The organism is Algibacter amylolyticus (assembly GCF_014202225.1).
GTDB lineage: Bacteria > Bacteroidota > Bacteroidia > Flavobacteriales > Flavobacteriaceae > Algibacter_B > Algibacter_B amylolyticus.
The window spans coordinates 60,320-83,948 of sequence record NZ_JACHGE010000004.1; the positions used below are offsets into that span (position 1 = coordinate 60,320).

Sequence of the window (23,629 nt, forward strand, 5' to 3'; positions counted from 1 at the left end):
AATGTTAATTTATTAAAAAGCTATGATTAGCATTTACTAGTTATTGTAACCAAAACGTTTCAGCTGGTTTTGATTGCTTCTCCAATTTTTATTCACTTTTACGTATAATTCAATGTGAATTTGCTTTCCGAAAAACTTTTCTAAATCCTTTCTAGACTCAACACCTACACGCTTTAAAGCACTTCCTTTATGGCCAATAATAATACCTTTTTGAGTTTCGCGTTCGACCATAATAACAGATCTTACTCTAATTATTTGTTCTTCTTCAAAAAACTCTTCCGTATCAACTTCTACAGCATAAGGAATTTCTTTTTTATAATGCATCAAGATTTTTTCGCGAATGGTTTCATTTATAAAGAAACGCTCTGGCTTATCGGTTAATTGATCTTTTGGGTAAAACGGTGGCGACTCTGGAAGTAAGTCTAATATTCTATTAAAAACCTCCTTTACATTAAAGCCTTCTAGCGCTGAAACCGGGAAAATTTCTGCATTAGGTACTTTTTCGGACCACGTTTGCACTTGACTTTCTAACTGCTCTTGATCTGATTTATCAATTTTATTAAGCAATAATAAAACCGGTATTTTCGAATTGGTAATTTTATTAAAAAAAGCTTCATCTTTTAACTCCTTTTCTCCAATTTCTACCATGTAAATAAGCACATCGGCATCCTCGAAAGCCGATTTTACAAAACCCATCATCGATTCTTGAAGCTGGTAAGCTGGCTTAATTATACCTGGAGTATCACTTAAAACGACTTGAAAATCGTCACCATTTACAATACCTAAAATTCGGTGTCTAGTAGTTTGCGCTTTAGATGTGATTATGGAAAGTTTTTCTCCAACAAAGGCATTCATTAATGTAGATTTCCCAACATTAGGATTACCAATTATATTTACAAAACCTGCTTTATGGCTCATGATATTTTTATTTAAGATAGTGCAAAGTTACAACTTGAATATTTTAATATACTAAAAATGTAAAAACAAAAAAAACAGGAAGCATAGCTTCCTGTTTTTATATTTAAAATATTAAAGGTAAAATTACTTTACTTCTAATAATTCTACATCGAAAATTAATGTTGAGTTCGGTTTAATTGCTCCTCCTGGTCTTGGATTAGCACCGTAAGCAATATCACTAGGGATAAAAAACTTATACTTAGCACCTTCTTTCATTAATTGTAAACCTTCAGTCCAACCTTTAATAACTTGAGTAACTCCAAACTCAGTTGGCTCTCCTCTATCCACAGAACTATCAAATACAGTTCCGTCAATTAAAGTTCCATGATAGTGTACTTTTACTTTAGAAGATGTTGTTGGTTTTGCTCCTGTTCCTTCTTTTAAAACTATGTATTGTAAACCACTATCTGTTGTTACAACACCATCTTTAGTTTTGTTTTCAGCTAAGAATTTTTCACCTTCAATTTTATTGTTTTCTCCTTCTTCTTTTAATTTTGCTGCATCAGCTTGTTGTTTCTTTTGAAAATAAGCTCTAACCACTTGTTGTGCTTTAGCTTCATCAAGTAAGATGTTTGTAGAATCTGATACATTATTAAAACCTTGCATGAATAAATCGCCATCAAATTCATCAAAACTAGCTTTAACATTTTTGGCAACATCCATACCTATAGCATAACTTACTGAGTCAATCTCTGTTGTTAATGCTTTTTGTGTTGCTCCGTTTTGATTACAAGATGCTACAAGTATAATTACTGCTAGCAAACTTAAAACTTTCATTATTTTCATTTTTATATTTTTTTAATGTGTCGCCAAATGTAACAAATTTTATAGAGAGTAAAAAAGAAAAATAAGGACACTTAATTACCTCTTAAAAACCATAAAACAGGTTACTAAACAACTATTACAAATTAAAAGAGCCACTAGATAGCGGCTCTTAAAAAAACATTTTATACTATTAATTATTTTCTAACAGACTTTACAATAGCTAAGGCTGCTTTAACATCCTTCTCTAATTTTGCGTAATCTTTATTAGCAATAATTTCTTTTGAAATTAATTTAGATCCCATTCCAACACAAGTTACACCAGCATCAAACCATCCTTTAAGGTTTTCTTCTGTTGGCGAAACACCACCTGTAGGCATAACCGACGTCCATGGTTGTGGACCTTTAATACCTTTTACAAATTGAGGTCCGTAGATATCGCCAGGGAATAATTTTACGATTTCGCATCCTAATTCCTCTGCTCTAGTAATCTCTGTTAACGTTCCACATCCTGGAGACCATAATACTTTTTTACGGTTACAAGCAATTGCAATGTCCTCTCTTAAAACTGGAGTTACAATAAAGTTTGCTCCTAAAGCCATGTATAATGACGCAGCACCTGCATCTGTTACGGACCCTACACCCATTATCATTCCTGGTAATTCGGCAATAGCATATTTAGTTAATTCTCCAAAAACTTCGTGAGCAAAATCACCACGAGCAGTAAACTCCATTAAACGAGCACCACCATCATAACATGCTTTTAATACTTTTTTACTTAATTCTATATCATTATGAAAAAATAAAGGAATCATTCCTGTATCTTTCATTGCTTGCGCTACTTCTAATCTTGAAAATTGTGCCATTATATTTTGTTTTTTTTATTAGTTAATTTAATTCCAATTTAATATTTTTTTAAAATCGTATGCCTCCGGATTGGGCAAATATTGTTTAGCCAACTCATAATCTTTTTCCTTAATATAAAACAGATTATTAATAAATAGCTGAGCCATATCTGAATTGATATCTACCAGCCTAGGTGGTATTTTACCCTCATTATCCTCAAAATCTTTTAGATATAAAGGCATAATATCGCCTTTTGAATTTGCACTTACAATACAACCAGAAACGCCTTCGTCAAATAATTTTTTAACACCTATACCTAATAAAGTACATAGGGTTAGATCGAATGCAATAGGGTTACAACACCTTAATTCGTATCCAAGCTCTACAGGCCTTGATTTTATATCTAAACCAACCTCTTTAAGCTTAGTTTGTAATAAATAATTAAATATATGAGATTTACTTACGTTCCCTAGTTCTGGATGTCCGTGATCGTCGTAAGTAAAATTGATGCCTGAGTTTAAGATTTCGTCTTCATCCATAAAATGAAAAACACCTTCACTAACCAAAGCAACACCATATTCGATACCTTGAATTTTGCATTTAACAATCGAAGAAATAATCATATTGATAATTTTCTCGAATGTTATTTTAGTTTTATTAAACATTTCAGGAATAATCATCATTTGATAATGACACGCCGATGCAATCCCGAAAGCAAGATGTCCTGCCGAACGCCCCATAGCGGCAACTACAAACCAGTTTTCGCTAGTTCTAGCATCTTCATATACCGTATTACCAATACGCACACCTTCATCTTTTGCTGTATGAAAACCAAAAGTTGGATTTCTATCTGGCAACGGTAAATCGTTATCGATGGTTTTAGGAACATGAACATGAGCCACATCCAAATCCTGAGTATTTACATATTTTGTTAACCTATTGGCTGTTGACGCGGTATCATCGCCACCAATAGTTACTAGTAATTTTACGTTGTATTTCTTAAAAAAATCGGCTTTAAAATCGCTGTCTTTTGGCTTAAACCGGCTCATTATTAAGGTTGAACCACCACGACTAAAAATTCTATCGGCATGATGAAAATCAAAAAAAACTAATGAAGGTTCATCAGAAAGCAATCCTTTATAACCATGATGCACACCTATAACCTCGTATCCATCTTTCAAGAATGTTTTGGCCAAAGTACTTATTACAGTATTTATGCCTGGAGCTGGTCCGCCTCCACACATTATTGCAATAGATTTTTTCATATAATTTATATGATTTTAAGGTTAGAAAAACGTACTAATTGAAATAACAAAACTACAAGGTGTTTACAGCAATTACAGCTGTATTTCACCTTGTAGGTTATTTTTATAAATCTTATAGATATAAATTATCTAGCAACTCTACCAGATGCATCACCACCCATTAGTTTTTCAACCTCAGCAACAGTTACTAAGTTTGCATCACCTTTAATAGTGTGTTTTAAACAAGACGCTGCAACAGCAAAATCTAATGCATTTTGATCATTTTCTGGGTATTTTAATAATCCGTAGATTAATCCACCCATGAAAGAATCTCCACCACCAACTCTATCAACGATATCTGTTATTTGATATTGACGGGTTTGTAACATTTGTTTTCCATCATATAAAACTCCAGCCCAAGTATTGTGAGATGCAGAAATAGAACCTCTTAAAGTAGTAATTACCTTTTTAGCTCTTGGAAATTTTTCCATCATTTGTTGGCAAACAGATAAGAAAGCTTCTGCTTTTACATCATGTCCTGCTGTTTGAACTGCTGCTCCTGCAGGTTTAATTCCGAAATGCATTTCTGCATCTTCTTCATTTCCTAACACGATATCACAATACGATGTAATCTCAGTCATAACTTTTTCTCTATGTGCATCGCTACAATAGTTCCAAAGTTTAGCACGGTAATTTAAATCGGTAGAAATAGTAATACCTTTAGCACTTGCAGCTTTAACAGCCTCTAAACAAACATCGGCAGCACCTTGAGAAATTGCTGGTGTAATACCTGTCCAGTGAAACCACTCAACACCTTCAAAAACAGCATCCCAATCAATCATTCCTGATTCGATTTCAGCTATTGCAGAATGTGCTCTATCGTAAACCACTTTAGATCCTCTAGATACAGCTCCAGTTTCTAAAAAGTAGATCCCTAAACGATCTCCACCCCAAACAATTTTATCGACACCTACTCCTCTTTTACGCATTTCCATCATAGCACACTCACCAATATCATTTTTTGGTAAACGTGTTACGAAATCACATGACACACCATAATTAGCTAAAGAAACAGCTACGTTTGATTCTCCACCACCGTAAATAGCATCAAAGTTATTTGCTTGCGAAAATCTTAAAAATCCTTGTGGAGCTAATCTTAACATGATCTCTCCGAAAGTTACTACTTTACTCATCTTATTTAGTATTATTATTTAAAAATTAGTTTTGGTTAAACGTTTAACCAAATGGTTAAAAATAAATCAAAATCTATTATTTACTTAAGATTTTGATTGAATCGGTTAAAACTATATATTTGCTTAAACGTTTAAGCAAATATATAAAAAAATTGAATATCAAAAAGAAAACTACTATAAAAGATATTGCTAATGTTTTAAATATCTCTGCTGCTGCGGTTTCTAAAGCACTTAACGACGACTCTAGAATTAGTAAAAAAACTAAAAAGGCTGTTAAACAAGTTGCCGAAAATCTTAATTATCAACCAAACCATCTTGCTAGTGCCTTAAGAAAAGGAAAAAGCAAATTGGTTGGCGTTATTGTGCCCAGAACAAATAGCAACTTTTTTTCTTCTGTTATTCAAAATATTGAGGAGGTGTTGAACAAAGAAGGTTATAACATTATTATAACACAATCTAACGAATCGTTTAAAAAAGAGTGCGATAGTATTGATACTTTATTGTTCACGCAAGTTGATGGTATAATCGCATCTATGGCCAATGAAACTGTAGATTTAGATTATTATGAAAAAGTAAAAGCAAAAGGCATTCCTTTAATTTTATTTGATCGTGGTGAAAATGATTTAAATGTGGATTATATAGGAATTAATGATTACAAAAGCAGTCAAGTTATTATTGAGCATCTTGTAAATCAAGGTCGAAAAAGAATTGCCCATATAGGAGGTTATAAGCGTACCCGCATTTTTAACAATAGAATTAGAGGTTATATTGATGCTGTAAAGAAGCATAATTTACCGCTAGATCCAGAGCTTTTAATTGAAAGCAGCCTAACTATTGAAGATGGCAAAGAAAAAATGGAACAATTACTCCAACTAAAAGAAAGACCAGATGCTGTTTACGTTGCCAGTGATTATGCTGCATTAGGTGCTTTACAAGCTTTAAAAGGACGAAAAATAAAGGTGCCAGAAGATATCGCTTTAGTTGGCTTTGGCGACGAACCTTTTACAGCTGTAGTAACACCTTCTATTAGTAGTATTAACCAACACAGTGCAGAAATTGGAAAACAAGCTGCCTTAACATTTTTAGGTTATACCAAGAAAAAGACAGTAAAACAAACCTTGAATAAAATAATTTTAGATGCCGAATTGGTAATACGAGAATCCTCAAGAAATTAATAAAAAAGCCATTTTTTTAAATACGTTTTACTTTTTTAACTAAACTTTCCGATAGATTAAACAGCCAACTTAACTGCTCGAATATTAATTTTGTTTCATGCAACTGCGCTCTCATTTCGTTAGAAATAGGAACTCCTTTTTTAATTTCTTCTCCACGTTGTGAAACTAAACTTTTAAAGTCATCCTCGTAATTCTTGGTAGCCTTATCTAAATCTTCATTTAGTAAATGGGTATTAGATTCTTTATCTTCTAAAATATCTACAGCTTTTTCAAGATTAGATAAAATATGGGTTACATAAATTTCAAATTGCTTTGGTACGTTGCTTGTTTTGTTCGTTCTAATATAAATACCTAAGGATGCCAACGAAGACAAGTAGGTATTACAAATGGTAATTAAGTCGTAAATAACAACAATATTCTGTTGTTTCGATTTAGGCTCTTGCACCAATCTTTGGTAAGCAGCATTCAAATTCGCTACTTGTAAAAACGTCTCTTTTCTAGCTAACTTATAGGCCGTAGACACTTCTCCTTTTTCATGATATAAAACATCTATTTGTTTCAAAAAATCTGCAATGCCGTTAATAGAATTAACAAAAAACTCTTTAATGTTTTTCGACTCCCATGCTGGCCAAAATAAATAATTTCCAGCATAGGCCAATACTCCTCCTATAAGCGTATCTACAACCCTAAACTGAATAGCCATTAAAACATTTGGGTGAATTAAGGCATACATAAAAACTACATATAAGGTAATAAACGCTGCGCCATTTCTATAATTCTGTTTTAAAATTGAAAACCCAATTATTAAAGATAAGGCTGCAATTACGGCATACACCATAGTGTTTTGCGTTAAAAAAACAATACCCACACCAACAGCAGCGCCTATTAATGTCCCTACCAACCTTTGTACAGTTCGCTGTTTAGTTAAGCCGTAGCTCGGTCTCATTATTACCACTATGGTTAGCAAAATCCAATACGATTGCTGCATTTCCATAGCATACCCAATTAAAAAACCGATTAGCATAGTAAGCGTTAATCGTAACGAGTGCCTAAATATTGGCGATTTAAAACTAAAATTGGCTTTTAGTTTTTTAACATCATAATCCTGTTGAGTTATAAATTGTTCGGCATCCTTTATGCCTCTAATTTTATTGTTTTTAGAATAATTCTCTAATATCCTAGCGATGTCATTTAAGTTGCTAATCTGCCGCTCTTGATAGGCTTTAAAGTTTAACAGAAGTATGGCGCCCTCTCTTGATTCTGGCAAACCTACCTTCACCTTATAAATATCTATATGGTTCTGTATTTTTTTAAGAAGCACTTTAAAATTATCATTAAATGTAAGCTTCTCTTCCTTTAAAACCACCTTAGCAATAAAAGCTAGTCTATCTGAAATTTCGAAAATTAATACTTTAAACTCATCTATTTTTTCGGGATGATCTTTAAATAAGGTATCAAACTTATCATAATCAATCGTGTTGGAAATAGCCAATTCATATATTTCCATAACTCTAGAAAAAAACAATTGTTGTCGTCTTGTTCTATTACTAAAACCAGAGTTTAATCTTTTTTCTAAAATTACCTCTCTTATGGTTTCTTGGAGTTCGTTTATTTCTATTTGCAGTTTAAAATTGGCTTCTAAAAGATCATTTCTATTATTGGTTTCTACCAATAACTTTCCTCTTATTTTTATAAATTCTGATGTTTTGTATAACAGTTCTATAAACAAGTAATCCGTTTGCACTTGTGGTAAAGACAATTGGGTTAAAATTGTTAAAAACAAGTACCAGACACCTCCTAACGCAAGATATAAGGCATGTTCCAAAACAGTAATCTCACTACTTTCATAGGCAAAGGCTAACACAAAAGATAGTAAACCTGCCAATGAAATTAATGAAGCCCTAAAACCAAAAACCGAGAGATAAGAAACCGCAAAAACCAAAACGATTAACAACGGTATAACTATTAGAAGTGTATTACTAAAATACCCGATTAGTAACGTGATGATAAACACTAACACAACAGATGTTAATATGCCGTAAAACTTATGTTTTAAACTTCCAGGAACATCGCAAGGAGCACATAATATTGCGCCTAAGGCTATACTAAAGCCTATTTCGAAACTATTAAAAAAATAAATAGATATTAATACCGGCGTAACCATGGCTAAAGCAACCAAAATGGCCTTAGTGAAATGTATGCTTTTAAAGTATCTAATTAAATTTTTAATCATAACTAAATTTATGCCTCAAATTTAAGAAGTCTTTTTAGCTAAGACTAGTTATTTAGGATAATAATTATTCCCGAACCAAAAGGGCATAGCGTAGTTGTTAATGAGCGCAGACAACCTTAAAATGGTGTGCGAACTTAATCTTGAAGACAGGGTATAAAAAAAGGTTATCCGATCTTAAATAGACCGGATAACCTAAAAATCAAACTAATTTAAATTAAACTGTTTCTTGTTTAGTAACCGTCGTTTTGTTTAATTACACCGTTGGTAGCAAGAATCTCACTATTTGGAATAGGAAACACATAATAATTTGAATTAATAGCTTGCCCCATTTCGGCATCAACAGTACCTGTTCTTACTAAATCAAACCATCTATGCCCTTCTAAAGCTAACTCTACTCTTCTTTCATCATAAATTACTTGTCTAACATCAGCTTGTGAACTTACAGTTCCAGTTAAACTTGTTAAACCAGCTCTAGTTCTTATTGGATCCAATAAAGGAAGTACTGTACTAGCAGCAGTATTATTTTCATTTAACGCTTCTGCATACATTAAAATAACATCAGACAATCTCATTTCTATAAAATCTTGATCGGCACCTCCTGTGTATTTCACACCTATTCCAGCTGTCTCATCAATAGTTAATGCTTTTCTTAAATCTGTACCTCCACCAGCAGCACCACTAGCATCAAAAGCGGCAGTTAAGCGTGGATCTAAAGGCGTACTTGATTTTGTATCACCTCCAGAAAACCATCCTGAAAAGGTAGAAGAAGACGAAGAACCATCAGCATTTGAAATAGAACCTGATATTTTCGTTGCAAAAATAATTTCCGAACTAACATCAGTTACTACATCAGCAAAGTTAGGCTCTAAAGTTATACCAGCAGCACTAGCACTGCTTACTACAGCTCCAAGTTCTGTCGCTGCAGGGCCAAAATCACCATTATGCATGTACACTTTACCTAGAAATGCACGCGCTGCAATTTGAGATGCTCGTCCTGAAGCTATATCAGAATTATCTAGACCTGCTATAGCATCCTGGAAATCCGGAATAATTACATTGTTGTAAATGTCTGCCACCGGCTGTCTTTCAAAAATAGATAAATCTGAAGTGCTAGGTGTAGCCGATAGATTTACAGGCACATCTCCAAAAACCAACACTAATTTAAAGTATGACAATGCTCTTAAGAATTTAGCCTCTGCTACTTCTGTAGCATCTGTTGAATTTTCAATAATGTTATTTGTACTCAATATTGCCTTGTATAAGTTACGATAAACCGGTGTGAAAAACGCCCCAGTCATATCTCCACCTGCTAAATCTGCATTATATGTATCGATGGATGTAAACGGATCTTCTAACATCAACATATTGTCTGCTCTAAAATCTCCTAAAACCGCTTGTGGCATTGCAACTCCTGTTTGGTAATAGTATGCTGCATTTAAAACAGGTGCAAATTCCACCAAATTACTTGCTTCTAAATCTAAAGAAGGTGATTGGTCCAGTTCATTATCACATGCTGTTATTAACAACATAGAGACTAATGTTATATATATATATTTCATTTTTTTCATTTTTTCTTATTTAAAAATTAACATTTACACCGAAAGTAAAACTTCTAACAATCGGGCTAGCTCCTTCTTGATAACCGTATGTTGTAGGACCTGCATAATTACTATTTTCAATCTCAACACCTTCTGGGTTAAATGAAGTATAATCTTTCCCCATGATATATAATAAGTTGGTGGCTGCAGCATATACTCTCAGAGAACCTATCCCCATTTTGCTTATGAAATCCGGATTAAGTGTATAACCTAGAGTAATATTTCTTAAAGCAATGTAAGATGCATCTTGAATCATTGAACCATGCACATCTCTAGTTAATTGATAATGCAAACCATTATGATCCGCTATCCCATCGCTTTCAAGATCAAAAGCAGGTGTTGTAGAGTCGCGAAATTGCGATTGCCAGTAAATAGGATCAATATTATAAACTTCTGCCCCCTGAGAACCCTGAAACTGAAATGAAAAATCAAATTCCTTATAGTTCATTGTACTTGACAATCCCCAATAAAAATCTGGAGTAGCCGAACCTAATTTAACATAATCATCTTCGTAAGTAATTTCACCATCTCCATTTTGATCAACTATATATGCTAAACCACTATTATTACCAACATTTCGAGTTGGGTCTGCCATATAAATATTTTCAACTATTCCTGCAGATTCATAGCCCCACATTTCACCTAGTTCACCACCTACATAATTTCTGAACTCAGCACCTCTTCCACTTGGACCACCATAAATTTGACGTGGTAGTTCGTCAACAGCACCAAGACTAGTAATTTCTGAATTAACTGTAGATAAGTTGGCATTCATACTCCAAGAAAAATCATCTTTTTGGATTATATTCGCATTTAGTTCAAACTCTAAACCAGAACTTGTTATATCTCCACGATTAAGTCTAATTTGCGGTGTACCCAGAACTTCAGAAACACTTTGTTGAATCAACATATCATTAACGTCTGAGTTATAATAATCTACACTTAATCTGAAACGATTATTTAAAAATCCGGTATCAATACCATAGTTAGTCTCCTTATTGGTTTGCCAAGTTAAATCTGGATTTGCCACATCTTGAGGAATTAAAAACCCTGTTCCAAAAGCTGTAGGTGAAGTACCTAAAATACTCAATGAACTATAAGAACCTAAATCTGAAGACGTACCTAAAGAACCTGTACTAAATCTAAGCTTTAACAAACTTAGCGTTTCGCTATCTTGTAAAAAAGATTCCTTGTGTACATTCCAACCTAAAGACAATGCTGGAAATACTGCAAATCTTTCATTTGCCCCAAAACGTGAATCACCATCTCTTCTTATAGATGCTGATAGCAAATATTTATTATCATAGGCATAAGCAACTCTTCCAAAAATCCCTCTTCTTGATTGCTTCTCTTCAATCCTATTAGAAATGACATCTTCAGCATTGAAAAAAGAATAATTTAAAGGATAACCTTCAGGTGCATTATTACCATCTGATTCAAGGCCGGTGAATTTAGTATTGACAAACTCCATACCAACAACTGCATTAATATCATGCTTATCATTAAGTACAGTTGAATAATCTAGAGTAGTTGTACTTAACACAGTAGACTTTTTTATATCACTTATATCCAATGTACCTCTATCAGCACGTTGTTGACCATCTGATTGTACGCCATGATATTCGTACTCATTAACATCACGTAAATCTGCTCCAAAAATGGTTTTAATGTTTAACCCTTCAATTAGCTCATACTGTAAATAAGAACTTACGTTTCCATAATATGTTTTCTTATACCTTCTTGAATTGTCAAATTTAGCAGCTACACCAGCATCTCCTGTTCCTCCAATTCCATTTTGATTTCTACCGTATTGCCAATCGTGAACTACATCACCAGGTTGTAAATCATAGATACTAGTAGGATCTAAACCTACACCTCTATAATTACTATCGAACGACTGACCTATATTATTTCCTGTAAACCCAGAATCGAATAAAGCTTGTCTTTTTTGGTCTAGTTGCTGAACGAAATCAATCGACGCTTGTGTATGGTATATGGGACTTATGCTATACGATCTCAGAAGATCCCTCATTTCCCAAGGAACAATATCTTGATTACCATAGAATCCATTCATACTCAAGCCTGCTTTAAACTTATCGTTCAAATTAGCATCAATATTCATACGTCCGTTATATCTTTCATAACCTTGCCCTCTCACAATACCATCGGTATTTAAATAACCAAGTGAAGCAAACGCTTTAATATTTTCAGATCCTCCGCTCACACTAAAATCATGGCTTGTTGAATTACCACTTTTAAAAAGCCAATCTTCGATACTCACAACATCTGGTGCATTTGTGTATGCATCAAGTCTATATTCTAATAACCTTGGATCAGTAAAAGAAAGATCATATTCACCTGACTGTAAGTCTTCTGCCCATTCACCAGCAGTTTTAAGCATCTCAATATCTTTTACATACTTTCTTGAAGTACTTGTATAGGCGTTATAACTAAAATTTAGTTTTCCTGTTTTTCCTTTTTTAGTGGTAACCAAAATAACACCATTTGCTCCCAAAGAACCATAAATAGCAGCAGAAGCAGCATCTTTTAACACCTCTAAACTTTCAATATCGTTTGGATTAACCGTTGCTAAATTTCCTGATATTGGGAATCCATCAACAACAATTAAAGGATCTGAATTACTCGAAAGTGAAGATCCTGCTCTAATTTGTATTTTTAAGTCCGAACCAGGTTCTCCACTTTGATTTTGAATATTAACACCAGGTAGCTTTCCTACCAAAGCTTCATCAACACGAGCTGTTTGTACAGCGGCAACATCGTCACCACCTATTTTTGCTACTGCTCCCGTTAAATGTGATTTTTTTCGAGTACCATACCCTACAACCACAACCTCATCCAATGCCGCTAAATCCTCAACTAAGGCAACATTAATTGTATTATTACCACCAACTATAATCTCTTTAGCAACATATCCAATATAACTGAAAGATAAAACGGCATCGCTACCACTTACAGTAATAGAGTAATTACCATCAAAATCTGTTGATGCCCCTGTAGTTGTTCCTTTAACAATAACATTAACACCTGGAAGTCCCATACCATCTGCCTCAGCAGTAACCACACCGGTTATCGTCTTTTGCTGTGCATTTAAATTCAATGCAAAACAAAACCCTATTAATAATAGGAGCGTCTTTTTTAAATTTCTTGTTTGTTTCATTAATTTAGTTTTTGTTTAATATTAGTTTTGGTACACCAAATTGGTTTACCAAATTGGTTTGCCAAATATATATTAAAACTATGTTAAAACAAAATTTTTTTTTACTAGTTTTTAGCTGGTTTAAAGAATTCCACTAAAAAACCTCTAATAAAATGAAGAATCCTTAATAATTATGTACTAGCGATACTAGTTAATAAAATTTAAAAAAGCCTTGCATTCATGTTTATTACCTATTTCAAAGCTAATTTGTTGTACATAGAATAGATGCCAAATTTGTTTTGATGACCACCAAATGAGTATTGAGTCCATTGACTAATAAATTGATAAGTCGCACTGATTTTATAATAATATGACACTTTAAAAAATTACTATACCGCTCAACTACATTATAAAAACATTAAAAAACTAATGGATTAGAATCGTATTTCTTTAAAACTGAAAGTAAATCAGTTAAGGGTAGCTCGATAGAATATGTACCTGTGTAGGATGGACATATTACACAATCATCAAAATAAAATTCGATATAAGTATCATTGAGTACAAAGTTGTTTTTACTTATAGAAAAATCATCTAAAGAGACTTCCCAGCAATCATAGTAAATATCTGCTTTTCCAATTTGTTTATTTATGTTTTTGTTTATAATATCTACCAACTCTTCTTCTGAACCCTGAGTAAAAAAATCGGCATAAGTCATAAAAACACCTCTGTTTAAATCGAAATTAAAACAATCGAAAGAATAACTAGGATGCATGGCATCATTATAAAAATTCTCTTTATAAAATAATACGCTTACTAGCTGATCATTAACATTATAAATCTTATAATCTATAAAGCGCTCCTCCCTAAATTTTTTGGCTCCTATACTATCGCAGAAGGCTTTACTTTCTAATATATCAGATTCTGTTTTGGTTATATTAACATAATAATCATTAATAAACTCATTAAAATTTCTGTTAGTGGGTTTATAAGATTCGTTAATTAGCGGGTATTTAAAATTAATGGTATAATCTTTCTTTTCAACAAGATAATGTTTATCAATTATCAATGCCTCAAGCTCTTCGCTTTCATCTTTTTTTTCGATGAGCTGTTTTTGCTTTAACTCAATGGCAACAGATTTATCTAAGGATTCAATATCAAAATCCTTTAATTTTAATGAATCTAAAGGCATCCGCTTAACGCTGTCTAAAACCTTATTCTCCAAAGTATTTTCTTCACGTTTATCGTTTTTACATGCTAAAAACACAACTAATAGCCCTACTAGATATAAATATTTCATCCTTTTGAAATTATTACTTTAATTAAAACGACATTTATTGAATTGAATAAACTCCTATCAACTTAACTTCTATAGTTTACTTAGTAAATTAGTGGTTTCTAATTTTACCAGTAAGCTCATCTATTTTTATGTGGAAAACGATTGGAAAATCATCTTTGTAGATTTTACTAGAAAACTCACTTATAAAATCTAGTTTCCTGTATTCTTTATTAATAATTAAATCTTTTACACCTAAAGAGAAAACATGTAATTGCGCTTTGGAATTACTTCCAGAAAGCTCTTTGAAGGTGCCTTGAGCGAGCACGGAATTCCAAGAATTTACCGAATCGATTTCTGAAACTCCTAAAGAAACACTTGTGTTTTTACGCATGGCTCTAATTTTATGGCCTTCGGCAGAGTAGCCAATAATAACATTATTTGGTGCATCAAAGAAATAAGTTATTGGCACTACATAGGGCCTATCCCTATAAATATAGGATAGATTACCAATGTAATTGGATGCCAGAATATTTGCACATTCATCTTGCTGTAAATTCCTTATCATGGTGTTATAGTCTAGTGTTTCGCCTAAAATACTAATACTGTTAGCTTTAGGCTATGATATTAATCAGTTCTCACAATTAACAAATGCGATTACTTCTTTAAAAAACCTATTTATGGAACCAAGACCAATTAATTTTTCATAAAACTTAAAAGTTAACTCATTTTAAAACGAAGTAATCGCAAGGCATTTAAAACCACTACAATGGTTGAGCCTTCATGAAAAGCTACTGCTACACCAATATTTGTTAGTCCCAAAATGGTTACAGGAACTAGCAGCACCACAACACCAAGACTTATAAAAATATTCTGTTTAATAATACGCTTGGAGGCTCGACTTAAACCAATAACAAAAGGTAAATTTTCAATTTTATCGGACATAAGAGCTACATCGGCTGTTTCTAATGCGACATCGCTACCTGCTGCTCCCATAGCAATACTTACTGTACTTAATGCCATTGCTGGTGCATCATTAACACCATCTCCTACCATAGCTATTTTTTTATCGCGTTTAATTAATGCTTTTATAGCCGAAACTTTATCTTCTGGAAGCAAGTTTCCTTTAGCTTCAGTTAGTCCTATTTGTTTAGCAATGGCATCCCCTACGTTTTGATGATCGCCTGTAAGCATTATCATGTGTTTAACACCTATTTCCTGCAATCGCTTTAAGGTAGAAGCGGCGGTTTTTCGAGGTAAATCCATAACACTAACTAGTCCTACAATATCAGTTTTAAACGCTACTAACATTACGGTATGTCCATTTTGTAAAAGCTGATTCATTTTAGCATGAATGGTTTTAGTGACTTTTAGACCTGAATCTTCCATTAATTTCACATTACCGATACGTGTTTTTTCACCTTTATATTGTGCCTGAATACCTTTACCTTGAATAGCGTTTACATTAGATGCTTTATTTTGAGACGCTATATTAAATTTCACACTTAAATCATTAGCTATAGCTTTTGCCAATGGGTGATTGCTTAAACTCTCCACCTCCAAAACTAAATGTGCTAAATCCTTCTCATTAAAATTATTTAAAGGAATTAAATTTGTGAGTTTTGGTTTGCCTTCGGTTAATGTGCCCGTTTTATCGAATGCTATAGTAGTTATTTCGCCTAAATCCTCTAAAGCTTTTCCGCCTTTAATAAGCACTCCTTTTTGAGCGGCTCTTGCTATCCCGCTTAAAACAGCACTTGGCGTTGAAATTGCCAATGCGCAAGGACTAGCAGCAACTAATACTGTAATGGCTCGGTATAAGCTAGCATTAAAAGTTTCATCTACTATAATGAAAGCAAAACACAATATAAAAACAACTATAATAACAATGGGCACATACCATTTTTCAAACTTTTTGGTGAGTCGCTGAGTTGGCGATTTTTGAGTTTCAACCTCGCTTACCATTTTAATTAGTCGAGAAACCGTAGAATCTTCTGTTAGTTTAAGCACTAAAACTTCTATACTACTATCCCCATTAATTGTACCAGCAAATACAACATGGTTTTTATTAATATCCTTAAACTCCGGCAAATTGTTTGTACTAGCAATGCTTGTTTTATCAATTGGCATGCTTTCACCTGTTATTGGTGCTTGATTAATACTAGAACTACCTCTTAAAATAACACCATCGGCTGCAATTTTTGTATTTGGTTTAACAACAATAACATCCTCTATTTTTAAAGTCTCGATTGGTACTTCCTCAAGTTTTCCATTCCTTTTTATAAGAGCCGTTTTTGGAGATAAATGACCTAAAGCCTCAATAGATTTTTTAGCTTTATTCATGGCATAATGCTCTAAAGCATGACCTAAGCTAAATAGAAACAATAGTAACGCGCCTTCTGCCCAACTACCAATATAAGCAGCTCCAGCGGCAGCGGCAATCATTAAAAAATCTATATCAAACTCTCCTTTCGGAATTTTTTTTATGGCTTCGATAGTAATAAAGAACCCTCCAAAAAAATAAGAAATAATGTAACTTAACAAAGAAAACCAACCTTCTAAGCCAATTAATTTTTCAATACTAAAACCTATAACTAGAAAAACACCGCAAAAGACTGCAAAGTAAAGCTCTGTTTTCTTACCTAAAACCTGGTAATGTGCGTGTGCGTCATGTTCATTATTAGCCATATGTTTTTTAATTAAAACTCACTAAAAGTATATCTTGGCATTTCGATGCTTATAAAGTTAATAAATCCATAGAAAAAAATAAGTTTACAACCAGCGAACACCATTTATAATGGGTATTATTACTTTTAAATTTGTTCTGAATTTATCTTTATTTCAGGAATTTTAATAAGCTCTATTGTTGTTGATGCTAATACCACTTTTCCGTTTGTTTGCTCGAAAGCTTTTCGAATTTCATCATGAAGAAGGTGCCTTGTTAATCGTCTTTTTTTGTAATCTACAATATACCTTAAATTGAATTCCACCCAATTATCGGTAAGCCTAACAGCAAGCGTAGGTTCAACTATAGCATCTTCAATATAATATTTATTCACTACCGCTTCCCATTGCGATTTGGATGCCTTGGTGTATTCTGAAAGTGTTTCTGAAGCAATTTTAATAACAATAGATTTTGCTAGTTCCATATCTGAACCATAACGAATAGGCAAATTGAATTGATCCCAAATAAAAGGAAAATCTTGCGAGTAGTTATAGATTGGACCTTTAAATACAAAAGCATTACTCAGTTTTACAATACGCCCACTATAGTTATCACTTTCAACCCATTGGCCAATTTCCATCATGGTTGTATAAATGCTATCCACATCTATAACATCTCCCTTAATGCCATTAATTTCAATGCGATCTCCAGGTTTATAAACTTTCACTAAAAATATATAGATTGATCCCGCAATACTTAAGATTAACTCCTGTAATGTAAATGCCAACCCTGCAGTAAATAGTCCTATAATTATTGTAAAATCCTTAATAGAACCAGAAAAATAAGTGATAGCTAAAAAAATTAACAATCCATAGCCTATAATCTCTATGGCTTTTTGAGATTTATAACGTATAACCGTATTAGAAATGTGTTTTTTTAAATAGCGTCTTACCAACTGCACACCTAATAAAATAACAAATAGTATGGCAAGAAACCGAATAACATTCCATATTAGTGGATTGGTACTTAACCATTCTTTTATGTATTCTATTGTTGTCATAATAGCTAATTAAAAACCTTCATAAGCGCTTAATTTATTTTTTAAAATGCGCACTTCTTCTTGAAGCTGCTCTACTTGTTTCAATAAATTATAAATAACATCTATACCTTCAAAATTAATATCCAAATCATAATGCATTCGCATCATTTTTTCGATAGCATTAAGCTGGTTAGTTTTTAAATAATCTTGATTATTGGTAATCGTAATTTCAATTAACTCGTATTCTTGTAAGGCGTTAATAAACTTTACAGGTACATTGTAATGTGTGCAAAATTGTTGTATTGATATAAGTTGTGCTGTGTCCATTTTATCGCAATTTTGAAAGTTCTGTAAACAGTTCTTTTTCTTTTTCTGAAAGGTTTACTGGTGTTTTTATATTATAGGTTACATACAAATCGCCAAATTGTCCTTCTTTTTTATACTTAGGAAACCCTTTGCCCTTTAATTTTATTTTGGTGCCATTTTGGGTTTCTGGTTTTACGGTAAGTTTTACTTTTCCATCAAAAGTATTCACCATAATTTCGCCACCTAACAGCGCTTTATACAAATCTAAATCTACCGAAACGTATAAATTATTACCATCTCTTCTAAAAAGTGAATTATTAACCACTGAAAACTCGATATACAAATCGCCATTAGGACCACCATTTACTCCTTTTCCTCCATGTCCTTTAATTTTAATAACCTGTCCATTTTCAACACCAGCAGGAATGGTAATACGTATGTTTTTATTATTTACGGCTAATGTCCTTTTTTGAGTGGTATAAACATCTTTTAATTCTAACTGCAGTTGCGCATTAAAATCTTGCCCTCTAAACTTTACTTGTCTGCCACTATTTCCAGACGCTTTTCCTCCAAACATATCTCCGAAAAAATCCGAAAAATCTTCTTCGGAATAACTACCTTGAGGTCCCTGTGTGCTTCGCTGATACTGCTTTTGCTGTTTCGCTTTTTCGTATTCTTCGGCATGTTGCCAATGCTCTCCATACTCATCGTATTTTTTACGATTTTCAAGATTACTTAGCACCTCATTAGCCTCGTTAATCTCCTTAAATTTTTGCTCTGCAAGCTTATCATTAGGGTTTAGGTCTGGGTGATATTTACGCGCTAGCTTACGATAGGCTTTTTTGATATCGCCTTCTTTAGCACTTTTAGAAATGCCTAGTATTTTATAATAATCGATAAATGCCATTACTTTTTATTATGAGTTTTACTGTATTGCTTTAATATTTGTTTTAAACCTTCTAGATAATCTTCCATAATAGTTATGGTCATATCCGGATGACTATTATTAGGAATAGTAACTGGGTTTTCATCTAGCGTAGCATATAGCTCGGGGTAATTTACTTCTATGCTTGTCGTTAACGTTATTATTTGATTTTCTATGTCTTGAAGTGTTTTCATACCTTTTGCTTAAAACTACACTATAAAGTTAGTTGCAAAAGAGGGTATTAAAAATGATTAATATCATGAATAAAAGGTGCGTTTACAGAAGTATTTTTCCATCTTCCATTTGAATAATTCTATCTGTTTTATTTGCAAAATCTTCATCGTGTGTAACGATTAAAAGCGACAAACCTTGCTCATCACTCAACTGTTTAAAAATATTAAATACATTTTCAGCATTGTGGCTATCTAAGTTTCCCGTTGGCTCATCGCCCATAATTATAGACGGGTCGTTTATAAGTGCACGAGCAATAGCTACACGCTGTTTCTCACCACCAGAAACTTGCGATGCTTTTTTAGATGCTAAATGCTCAATATTTAGAATTTTAAGTTTTTGAATGGCATTATGCTCAATTTCTTGAAGTGATTTTTCTGCCAATTTCTTAGCAGGAAGCATAACGTTTTCTAGCACCGAAAACTCCGAAAGCAAATAATGAAACTGAAACACAAAACCAATATGTTTGTTACGCAAATGAGATAAATGCGTGCTATCTTGACCTGTAATAAGTTGGTTTTTAAGATATAGCTCACCTTCATAATCGGTATCCATAGTGGAAAGAATGTAAAGCAAAGTCGATTTCCCACAACCCGATTTCCCCATAACAGATGCAAATTCCCCTTTTTTTATTTGAAAACTGATATCCTTTAACACATGAAAATTCACAGGCTTTTTAAAGTATTTATTAATATGCTTAGCTTCTAAAATAACACTCATATTATTGGCCTCTTATAATTTTAACTGGATCTATTTTTTTGGCTTTTTTTGCTGGTAAATACCCCGCAAGAAACGTTGATACCATAGCAAACGAAAAGCCTATTATAAAGTACAACGGATCTTTATTTATAGGGTATGTTTCTACGGTTGGTAAAGCTTCTGTTTTAAAAGGAATTGTTTCGATTAAACTCGTTAACCCGAAACCAATTAGCAAACCTAAAACACCACCAACAAAACCAATTATCATAGCTTGACTCATAAAAATAAGTTGTACATCTTTACCAGAAAACCCTGTAGCCTTAAGAATAGCGATGTCATTCATTTTTTCGTAAATAAGCATATTTAAAATATTGTATATACCAAATCCTGCTACAATAAGAAGTGTTATAGACACAGCGTAGGTAATTAAGTTTCTAATTGTTGTTCCGGTTTCAAACTGTGCGTTAGCGGTTTTAATATCAATAGCTTTAAGGTTAAATTGTTGTTCTATTGTTTTTGCAAGTGGTATGGCTGTTTCTATATCATACAACTTCACATTAATATCTGTGATATAGTTATTAGCTTCTCCTAAAATGCGCTGTACCGTTTTAATATTAGTAAAGCTCTGAATAGCATCTACATCGGCTACACCACTTTGATAAAACCCTACAATTTTTAATGGAAAAATAGAACCGTTTATTGGGCTTACCTGAATACGGTCTCCTATTTTTAAAGCCATTTTTTTTGCAATACCAATACCCAACAAAATCCCATTATCTGTATTTTGTAATGCCATGGCAGAACCTTCTATAATATAATCGCTCATATTAAAATAATTAGCTTCTTCAATAGGATTGATACCTGTAAGATTCCCACTAATCTCTATCGATCCTGCTATATAGAAAATTTGTGCTTTTACCTGTGGAAGTGCGCCTAATACTTTATCATTATGTTCTAAATAATTTATAATTGGTAAAGCATTATGTATTTTTTTCTGACTTAATTTTGGTTTAATGGAATGAATAACGTTAAAACTATTACTAAGATTATCGTATAATGAAACCGGTTGCTTTTTTGAAGGTTCAATTTCATTGTAAACGTGAATGTGTGGTGTTTGATTTAGCATTAAATCATCCAACATGGTGTTTAAACCTGTCATAAAACACACTAAAGTAATGTAAGACCCAATACCAAATGTAACACCTAATGCAGCAATGGATGTTTGCTTTATTTTAGTAAGCAAATGTGTTTTAGCAATACTTAATATGATGCTCCAATTAGTCATTTGTCTGGCTTATAAATATATGTATCTTTAGTTATTCCAGAAAGCACTTCAATGGCATCTAAATTTTGCACACCAATATTTACAGACACAATACCGTCGTCTGTTTTTACCTTATTATCGTGTATTAAATAAGCTTTAGGAATGGTTATTACATTTTCCTTTTTGGTTATGATAATATTAGCCTCACCAGAAAGTCCTGGATACAATATTTTTGGTGGATTTATAAAAACAGCTTCAACGGTGAAAGTTTGGTTTCGTTCGTCCTTTTTGGGATAAATTTTAGAAATCTGAGCTTCAAAAACAGTATCTGCATACGCCTCTAAAACTAACAACACCTGTTGCTTGTTATCAATTCTAACAATATCTACCTCATCTACCAGCAAATTAATAATAAAACGATTTGTGCTGCCTAAAACTGCTAAAGGCTCCATGCTTGATACAATCTCCCCTGGTTCGTTTAGTAGTGCATAAACTTTCCCATTCATTTTACTAGTAACCATAAAATCACTTGTTGCTATGGAAGCCGTATTAAAATTATTTTCCGCTAGTTTTACTGCGGTTTGCAACTCATATTTGGTTCTATTATAATTGTTTTTTAAAAGTTTTAATTGGTTTACAGCTAAGTCGTAAGTAAGCTTTTTACTTTCATATTGCAATTTGGAACCTATACGTTGTTCCCAAAGATTTTTTTGTCTGAAATAATTAATCGAATCGTTTTTAAGTTTAAGGATAGCCGCATCAATTTCATCTCTAATACCACTTAAAACAGCTGCACTTCCATTATAATTTTCTTTAGCGAGATTTAAAGCAAATTTGGCATTTTCACTATTCAATTTTGGTGCACTATTAATAATTTGGAACAAGGGTTTTCCTTTAGCTACTAAGTCGCCTTCTTTAACAAGAACGTCGTCTAAAATTCCTGAAACAGCGGCATAAACTTTATAAAGGCTATCGGGCTGAACCGTTGCCGATGCATAAACAGACTCCGTTAAAGATTGTTCTACAGGTAAAATTTTATCCTGTTTATTTGAGCAAGACACGGTAAGCAATAGTATACCGATACAAAAACATACTTTCATGACTAATAAGACCGTTTAAATTTTAACTGATATATTTTGATAGCTACAATTAATGCTCTAGGACATGTACCTGAACAAACCCCTAATTCCCAAAATTAAAATGCGCTATATGGCTTCGAGATTATTTGTACGCTTTAATTTGAATTGATAACTGCTATAATATCATTTTTTTGAAGTACTCCAGATTGCCTCCAAACCTGATTTCCATTTTTAAAAAGCAACATTGTTGGCACACCACGTACTTGGTACTTTGCTGCTAGCAATTCATTTTTATCAACATTAATTTTTACAATCTTTACAGTATCTCCAAGCTCTTTTTTAACATCCTTTAATATTGGAGATAGCGTTTTACAAGGGCCACACCAATCTGCAAAAAAGTCTACTAAAACACATGGTTCTGAATTTATAATATTGTTAAAACTACTTTTCATTTTCTAATATATTTATCCCATTTTTAAGTTTAAAAATCGTCAATCACACTGCAGTTTCAAAGGCTGAAACACGAGAATAACTTTAGGGTATTTTTAACTCTATATCTAATGTTGCTAACAAAGTAAGTTCAGACTTATTAATACCCGCAAAAGCATAAGCAATTGCCGAAGCCGTTTTTAATATTAGGCCTTTAATCTCTTTAGTAAATAAGTGACTTTGGCTTTTTTTGTAATTAATAAAATCGTCAAAACAAGCCTTCGTGTTAAGCGATTTAGCTTCATTAAGCCAATCGAAAACAATTTCAATTTGGTAAGCGGCATCTGTACCAAAAGCATCTTCAGTAGCATCTATCTCTAACCATTGCTTTTTTACTAATAGTTTTAGTTTCTCAAATTCTTTCGCACTTACTTTACCATCTATAGCTGCAATAGCATAAAACAACTTACCCAGGTTTTGATAAAATTGTAGTGTCATTTTCTTTTTAACTACCATATGTTAAGGGCTTTAAACTAAACCAAATTTAGAGGTAA

Annotated in this window: 21 protein-coding genes; 1 reads left to right on the top strand and 20 read right to left on the bottom strand. The window is 32.9% G+C overall.

Annotated elements, in window-relative coordinates:
* Positions 1 to 36 precede the first annotated feature (36 nt).
* The 5 genes from era to HNQ90_RS09890 form a co-directional block, all read right to left on the bottom strand.
* Positions 37 to 918 (bottom strand): GTPase Era, encoded by an 882-nt coding sequence (gene era / locus HNQ90_RS09870; protein WP_144115632.1) that lies wholly within the window; start codon positions 916 to 918, stop codon positions 37 to 39.
* 123 nt (positions 919 to 1,041) lie between these two features.
* A complete protein-coding gene (locus HNQ90_RS09875) occupies positions 1,042 to 1,743 on the bottom strand; it encodes a BamJ family beta-barrel-assembly machinery protein (RefSeq protein WP_144115633.1) in 702 nt (233 codons plus the stop codon).
* A gap of 173 nt (positions 1,744 to 1,916) precedes the next feature.
* Entirely contained in the window at positions 1,917 to 2,585 is a 669-nt protein-coding gene (locus HNQ90_RS09880) for a bifunctional 4-hydroxy-2-oxoglutarate aldolase/2-dehydro-3-deoxy-phosphogluconate aldolase (RefSeq protein ID WP_144115634.1), read from the bottom strand.
* Positions 2,586 to 2,612: 27 nt separating this feature from the next.
* Positions 2,613 to 3,830 carry a 6-phosphofructokinase gene (locus tag HNQ90_RS09885; protein WP_144115635.1) on the bottom strand — a complete coding sequence of 406 codons (1,218 nt, stop codon included), beginning with the start codon at positions 3,828 to 3,830 and terminating at the stop codon, positions 2,613 to 2,615.
* A gap of 125 nt (positions 3,831 to 3,955) precedes the next feature.
* Complete coding sequence (locus tag HNQ90_RS09890; protein WP_144115636.1) at positions 3,956 to 5,002, bottom strand: sugar kinase; 1,047 nt, start codon at positions 5,000 to 5,002, stop codon at positions 3,956 to 3,958.
* Positions 5,003 to 5,154: 152 nt separating this feature from the next.
* Between HNQ90_RS09890 and HNQ90_RS09895 the strand changes: the two genes are divergently transcribed.
* Entirely contained in the window at positions 5,155 to 6,177 is a 1,023-nt protein-coding gene (locus tag HNQ90_RS09895) for a LacI family DNA-binding transcriptional regulator (RefSeq protein WP_172625831.1), read from the top strand.
* Between the two features lie 16 nt (positions 6,178 to 6,193).
* Here HNQ90_RS09895 and HNQ90_RS09900 read toward each other — a convergent pair whose 3' ends face one another.
* From HNQ90_RS09900 to HNQ90_RS09970, 15 genes are all read right to left on the bottom strand, one after another.
* Entirely contained in the window at positions 6,194 to 8,410 is a 2,217-nt protein-coding gene (locus HNQ90_RS09900; protein ID WP_144115638.1) for an FUSC family protein, read from the bottom strand.
* 230 nt (positions 8,411 to 8,640) lie between these two features.
* Positions 8,641 to 9,969: a RagB/SusD family nutrient uptake outer membrane protein gene (locus HNQ90_RS09905; RefSeq protein ID WP_144115639.1), complete on the bottom strand. Its 1,329-nt coding sequence runs from the start codon at positions 9,967 to 9,969 to the stop codon at positions 8,641 to 8,643.
* A gap of 19 nt (positions 9,970 to 9,988) precedes the next feature.
* On the bottom strand, positions 9,989 to 13,186 hold the full coding sequence (locus HNQ90_RS09910; protein WP_144115640.1) for a SusC/RagA family TonB-linked outer membrane protein: 3,198 nt from the start codon (positions 13,184 to 13,186) through the stop codon (positions 9,989 to 9,991).
* A 397-nt stretch (positions 13,187 to 13,583) separates the two neighbouring features.
* Positions 13,584 to 14,462, bottom strand: coding sequence for an RsiV family protein (locus HNQ90_RS09915; protein WP_144115641.1), 879 nt, complete (start codon positions 14,460 to 14,462; stop codon positions 13,584 to 13,586).
* A gap of 88 nt (positions 14,463 to 14,550) precedes the next feature.
* Positions 14,551 to 15,006: a pyridoxamine 5'-phosphate oxidase family protein gene (locus HNQ90_RS09920; protein WP_144115642.1), complete on the bottom strand. Its 456-nt coding sequence runs from the start codon at positions 15,004 to 15,006 to the stop codon at positions 14,551 to 14,553.
* 152 nt (positions 15,007 to 15,158) lie between these two features.
* On the bottom strand, positions 15,159 to 17,126 hold the full coding sequence (locus HNQ90_RS09925) for a heavy metal translocating P-type ATPase (RefSeq protein WP_144115643.1): 1,968 nt from the start codon (positions 17,124 to 17,126) through the stop codon (positions 15,159 to 15,161).
* A 125-nt stretch (positions 17,127 to 17,251) separates the two neighbouring features.
* Positions 17,252 to 18,163, bottom strand: coding sequence for a mechanosensitive ion channel family protein (locus HNQ90_RS09930; RefSeq protein WP_144115644.1), 912 nt, complete (start codon positions 18,161 to 18,163; stop codon positions 17,252 to 17,254).
* Positions 18,164 to 18,172: 9 nt separating this feature from the next.
* Positions 18,173 to 18,469 (bottom strand): chaperone modulator CbpM, encoded by a 297-nt coding sequence (locus tag HNQ90_RS09935; RefSeq protein ID WP_144115645.1) that lies wholly within the window; start codon positions 18,467 to 18,469, stop codon positions 18,173 to 18,175.
* A 1-nt stretch (position 18,470) separates the two neighbouring features.
* Entirely contained in the window at positions 18,471 to 19,355 is an 885-nt protein-coding gene (locus HNQ90_RS09940; protein ID WP_144115646.1) for a DnaJ C-terminal domain-containing protein, read from the bottom strand.
* On the bottom strand, positions 19,355 to 19,567 hold the full coding sequence (locus HNQ90_RS09945) for a hypothetical protein (RefSeq protein WP_144115647.1): 213 nt from the start codon (positions 19,565 to 19,567) through the stop codon (positions 19,355 to 19,357). The genes HNQ90_RS09940 and HNQ90_RS09945 overlap by 1 nt, the downstream gene beginning before the upstream one ends.
* Positions 19,568 to 19,649: 82 nt before the next feature.
* Entirely contained in the window at positions 19,650 to 20,324 is a 675-nt protein-coding gene (locus HNQ90_RS09950; protein WP_144115648.1) for an ABC transporter ATP-binding protein, read from the bottom strand.
* A 1-nt stretch (position 20,325) separates the two neighbouring features.
* Positions 20,326 to 21,588: an ABC transporter permease gene (locus tag HNQ90_RS09955; RefSeq protein ID WP_144115649.1), complete on the bottom strand. Its 1,263-nt coding sequence runs from the start codon at positions 21,586 to 21,588 to the stop codon at positions 20,326 to 20,328.
* Entirely contained in the window at positions 21,585 to 22,667 is a 1,083-nt protein-coding gene (locus tag HNQ90_RS09960; RefSeq protein WP_144115650.1) for an efflux RND transporter periplasmic adaptor subunit, read from the bottom strand. Before HNQ90_RS09960 ends, HNQ90_RS09955 begins: the two co-directional genes overlap by 4 nt.
* A 134-nt stretch (positions 22,668 to 22,801) precedes the next feature.
* Positions 22,802 to 23,098, bottom strand: a complete 297-nt coding sequence (gene trxA / locus HNQ90_RS09965; protein ID WP_144115651.1) for a thioredoxin — start codon at positions 23,096 to 23,098, stop codon at positions 22,802 to 22,804.
* An 82-nt stretch (positions 23,099 to 23,180) separates the two neighbouring features.
* Positions 23,181 to 23,573, bottom strand: coding sequence for a hypothetical protein (locus tag HNQ90_RS09970; RefSeq protein WP_241678334.1), 393 nt, complete (start codon positions 23,571 to 23,573; stop codon positions 23,181 to 23,183).
* Positions 23,574 to 23,629: the final 56 nt, after the last annotated feature.

Coding starts and splice junctions, on each gene's coding strand:
- HNQ90_RS09955 (WP_144115649.1), bottom strand. CDS start 21,588: ATGACTAATTGGAGCATCATATTAAGTATTGCTAAAACACATTTGCTT.
- HNQ90_RS09875 (WP_144115633.1), bottom strand. CDS start 1,743: ATGAAAATAATGAAAGTTTTAAGTTTGCTAGCAGTAATTATACTTGTA.
- era (WP_144115632.1), bottom strand. CDS start 918: ATGAGCCATAAAGCAGGTTTTGTAAATATAATTGGTAATCCTAATGTT.
- HNQ90_RS09880 (WP_144115634.1), bottom strand. CDS start 2,585: ATGGCACAATTTTCAAGATTAGAAGTAGCGCAAGCAATGAAAGATACA.
- HNQ90_RS09915 (WP_144115641.1), bottom strand. CDS start 14,462: ATGAAATATTTATATCTAGTAGGGCTATTAGTTGTGTTTTTAGCATGT.
- HNQ90_RS09945 (WP_144115647.1), bottom strand. CDS start 19,567: ATGAAAACACTTCAAGACATAGAAAATCAAATAATAACGTTAACGACA.
- trxA (WP_144115651.1), bottom strand. CDS start 23,098: ATGAAAAGTAGTTTTAACAATATTATAAATTCAGAACCATGTGTTTTA.
- HNQ90_RS09930 (WP_144115644.1), bottom strand. CDS start 18,163: ATGACAACAATAGAATACATAAAAGAATGGTTAAGTACCAATCCACTA.
- HNQ90_RS09910 (WP_144115640.1), bottom strand. CDS start 13,186: ATGAAACAAACAAGAAATTTAAAAAAGACGCTCCTATTATTAATAGGG.
- HNQ90_RS09970 (WP_241678334.1), bottom strand. CDS start 23,573: ATGACACTACAATTTTATCAAAACCTGGGTAAGTTGTTTTATGCTATT.
- HNQ90_RS09885 (WP_144115635.1), bottom strand. CDS start 3,830: ATGAAAAAATCTATTGCAATAATGTGTGGAGGCGGACCAGCTCCAGGC.
- HNQ90_RS09900 (WP_144115638.1), bottom strand. CDS start 8,410: ATGATTAAAAATTTAATTAGATACTTTAAAAGCATACATTTCACTAAG.
- HNQ90_RS09920 (WP_144115642.1), bottom strand. CDS start 15,006: ATGATAAGGAATTTACAGCAAGATGAATGTGCAAATATTCTGGCATCC.
- HNQ90_RS09925 (WP_144115643.1), bottom strand. CDS start 17,126: ATGGCTAATAATGAACATGACGCACACGCACATTACCAGGTTTTAGGT.
- HNQ90_RS09950 (WP_144115648.1), bottom strand. CDS start 20,324: ATGAGTGTTATTTTAGAAGCTAAGCATATTAATAAATACTTTAAAAAG.
- HNQ90_RS09905 (WP_144115639.1), bottom strand. CDS start 9,969: ATGAAATATATATATATAACATTAGTCTCTATGTTGTTAATAACAGCA.
- HNQ90_RS09940 (WP_144115646.1), bottom strand. CDS start 19,355: ATGGCATTTATCGATTATTATAAAATACTAGGCATTTCTAAAAGTGCT.
- HNQ90_RS09890 (WP_144115636.1), bottom strand. CDS start 5,002: ATGAGTAAAGTAGTAACTTTCGGAGAGATCATGTTAAGATTAGCTCCA.
- HNQ90_RS09935 (WP_144115645.1), bottom strand. CDS start 18,469: ATGGACACAGCACAACTTATATCAATACAACAATTTTGCACACATTAC.
- HNQ90_RS09960 (WP_144115650.1), bottom strand. CDS start 22,667: ATGAAAGTATGTTTTTGTATCGGTATACTATTGCTTACCGTGTCTTGC.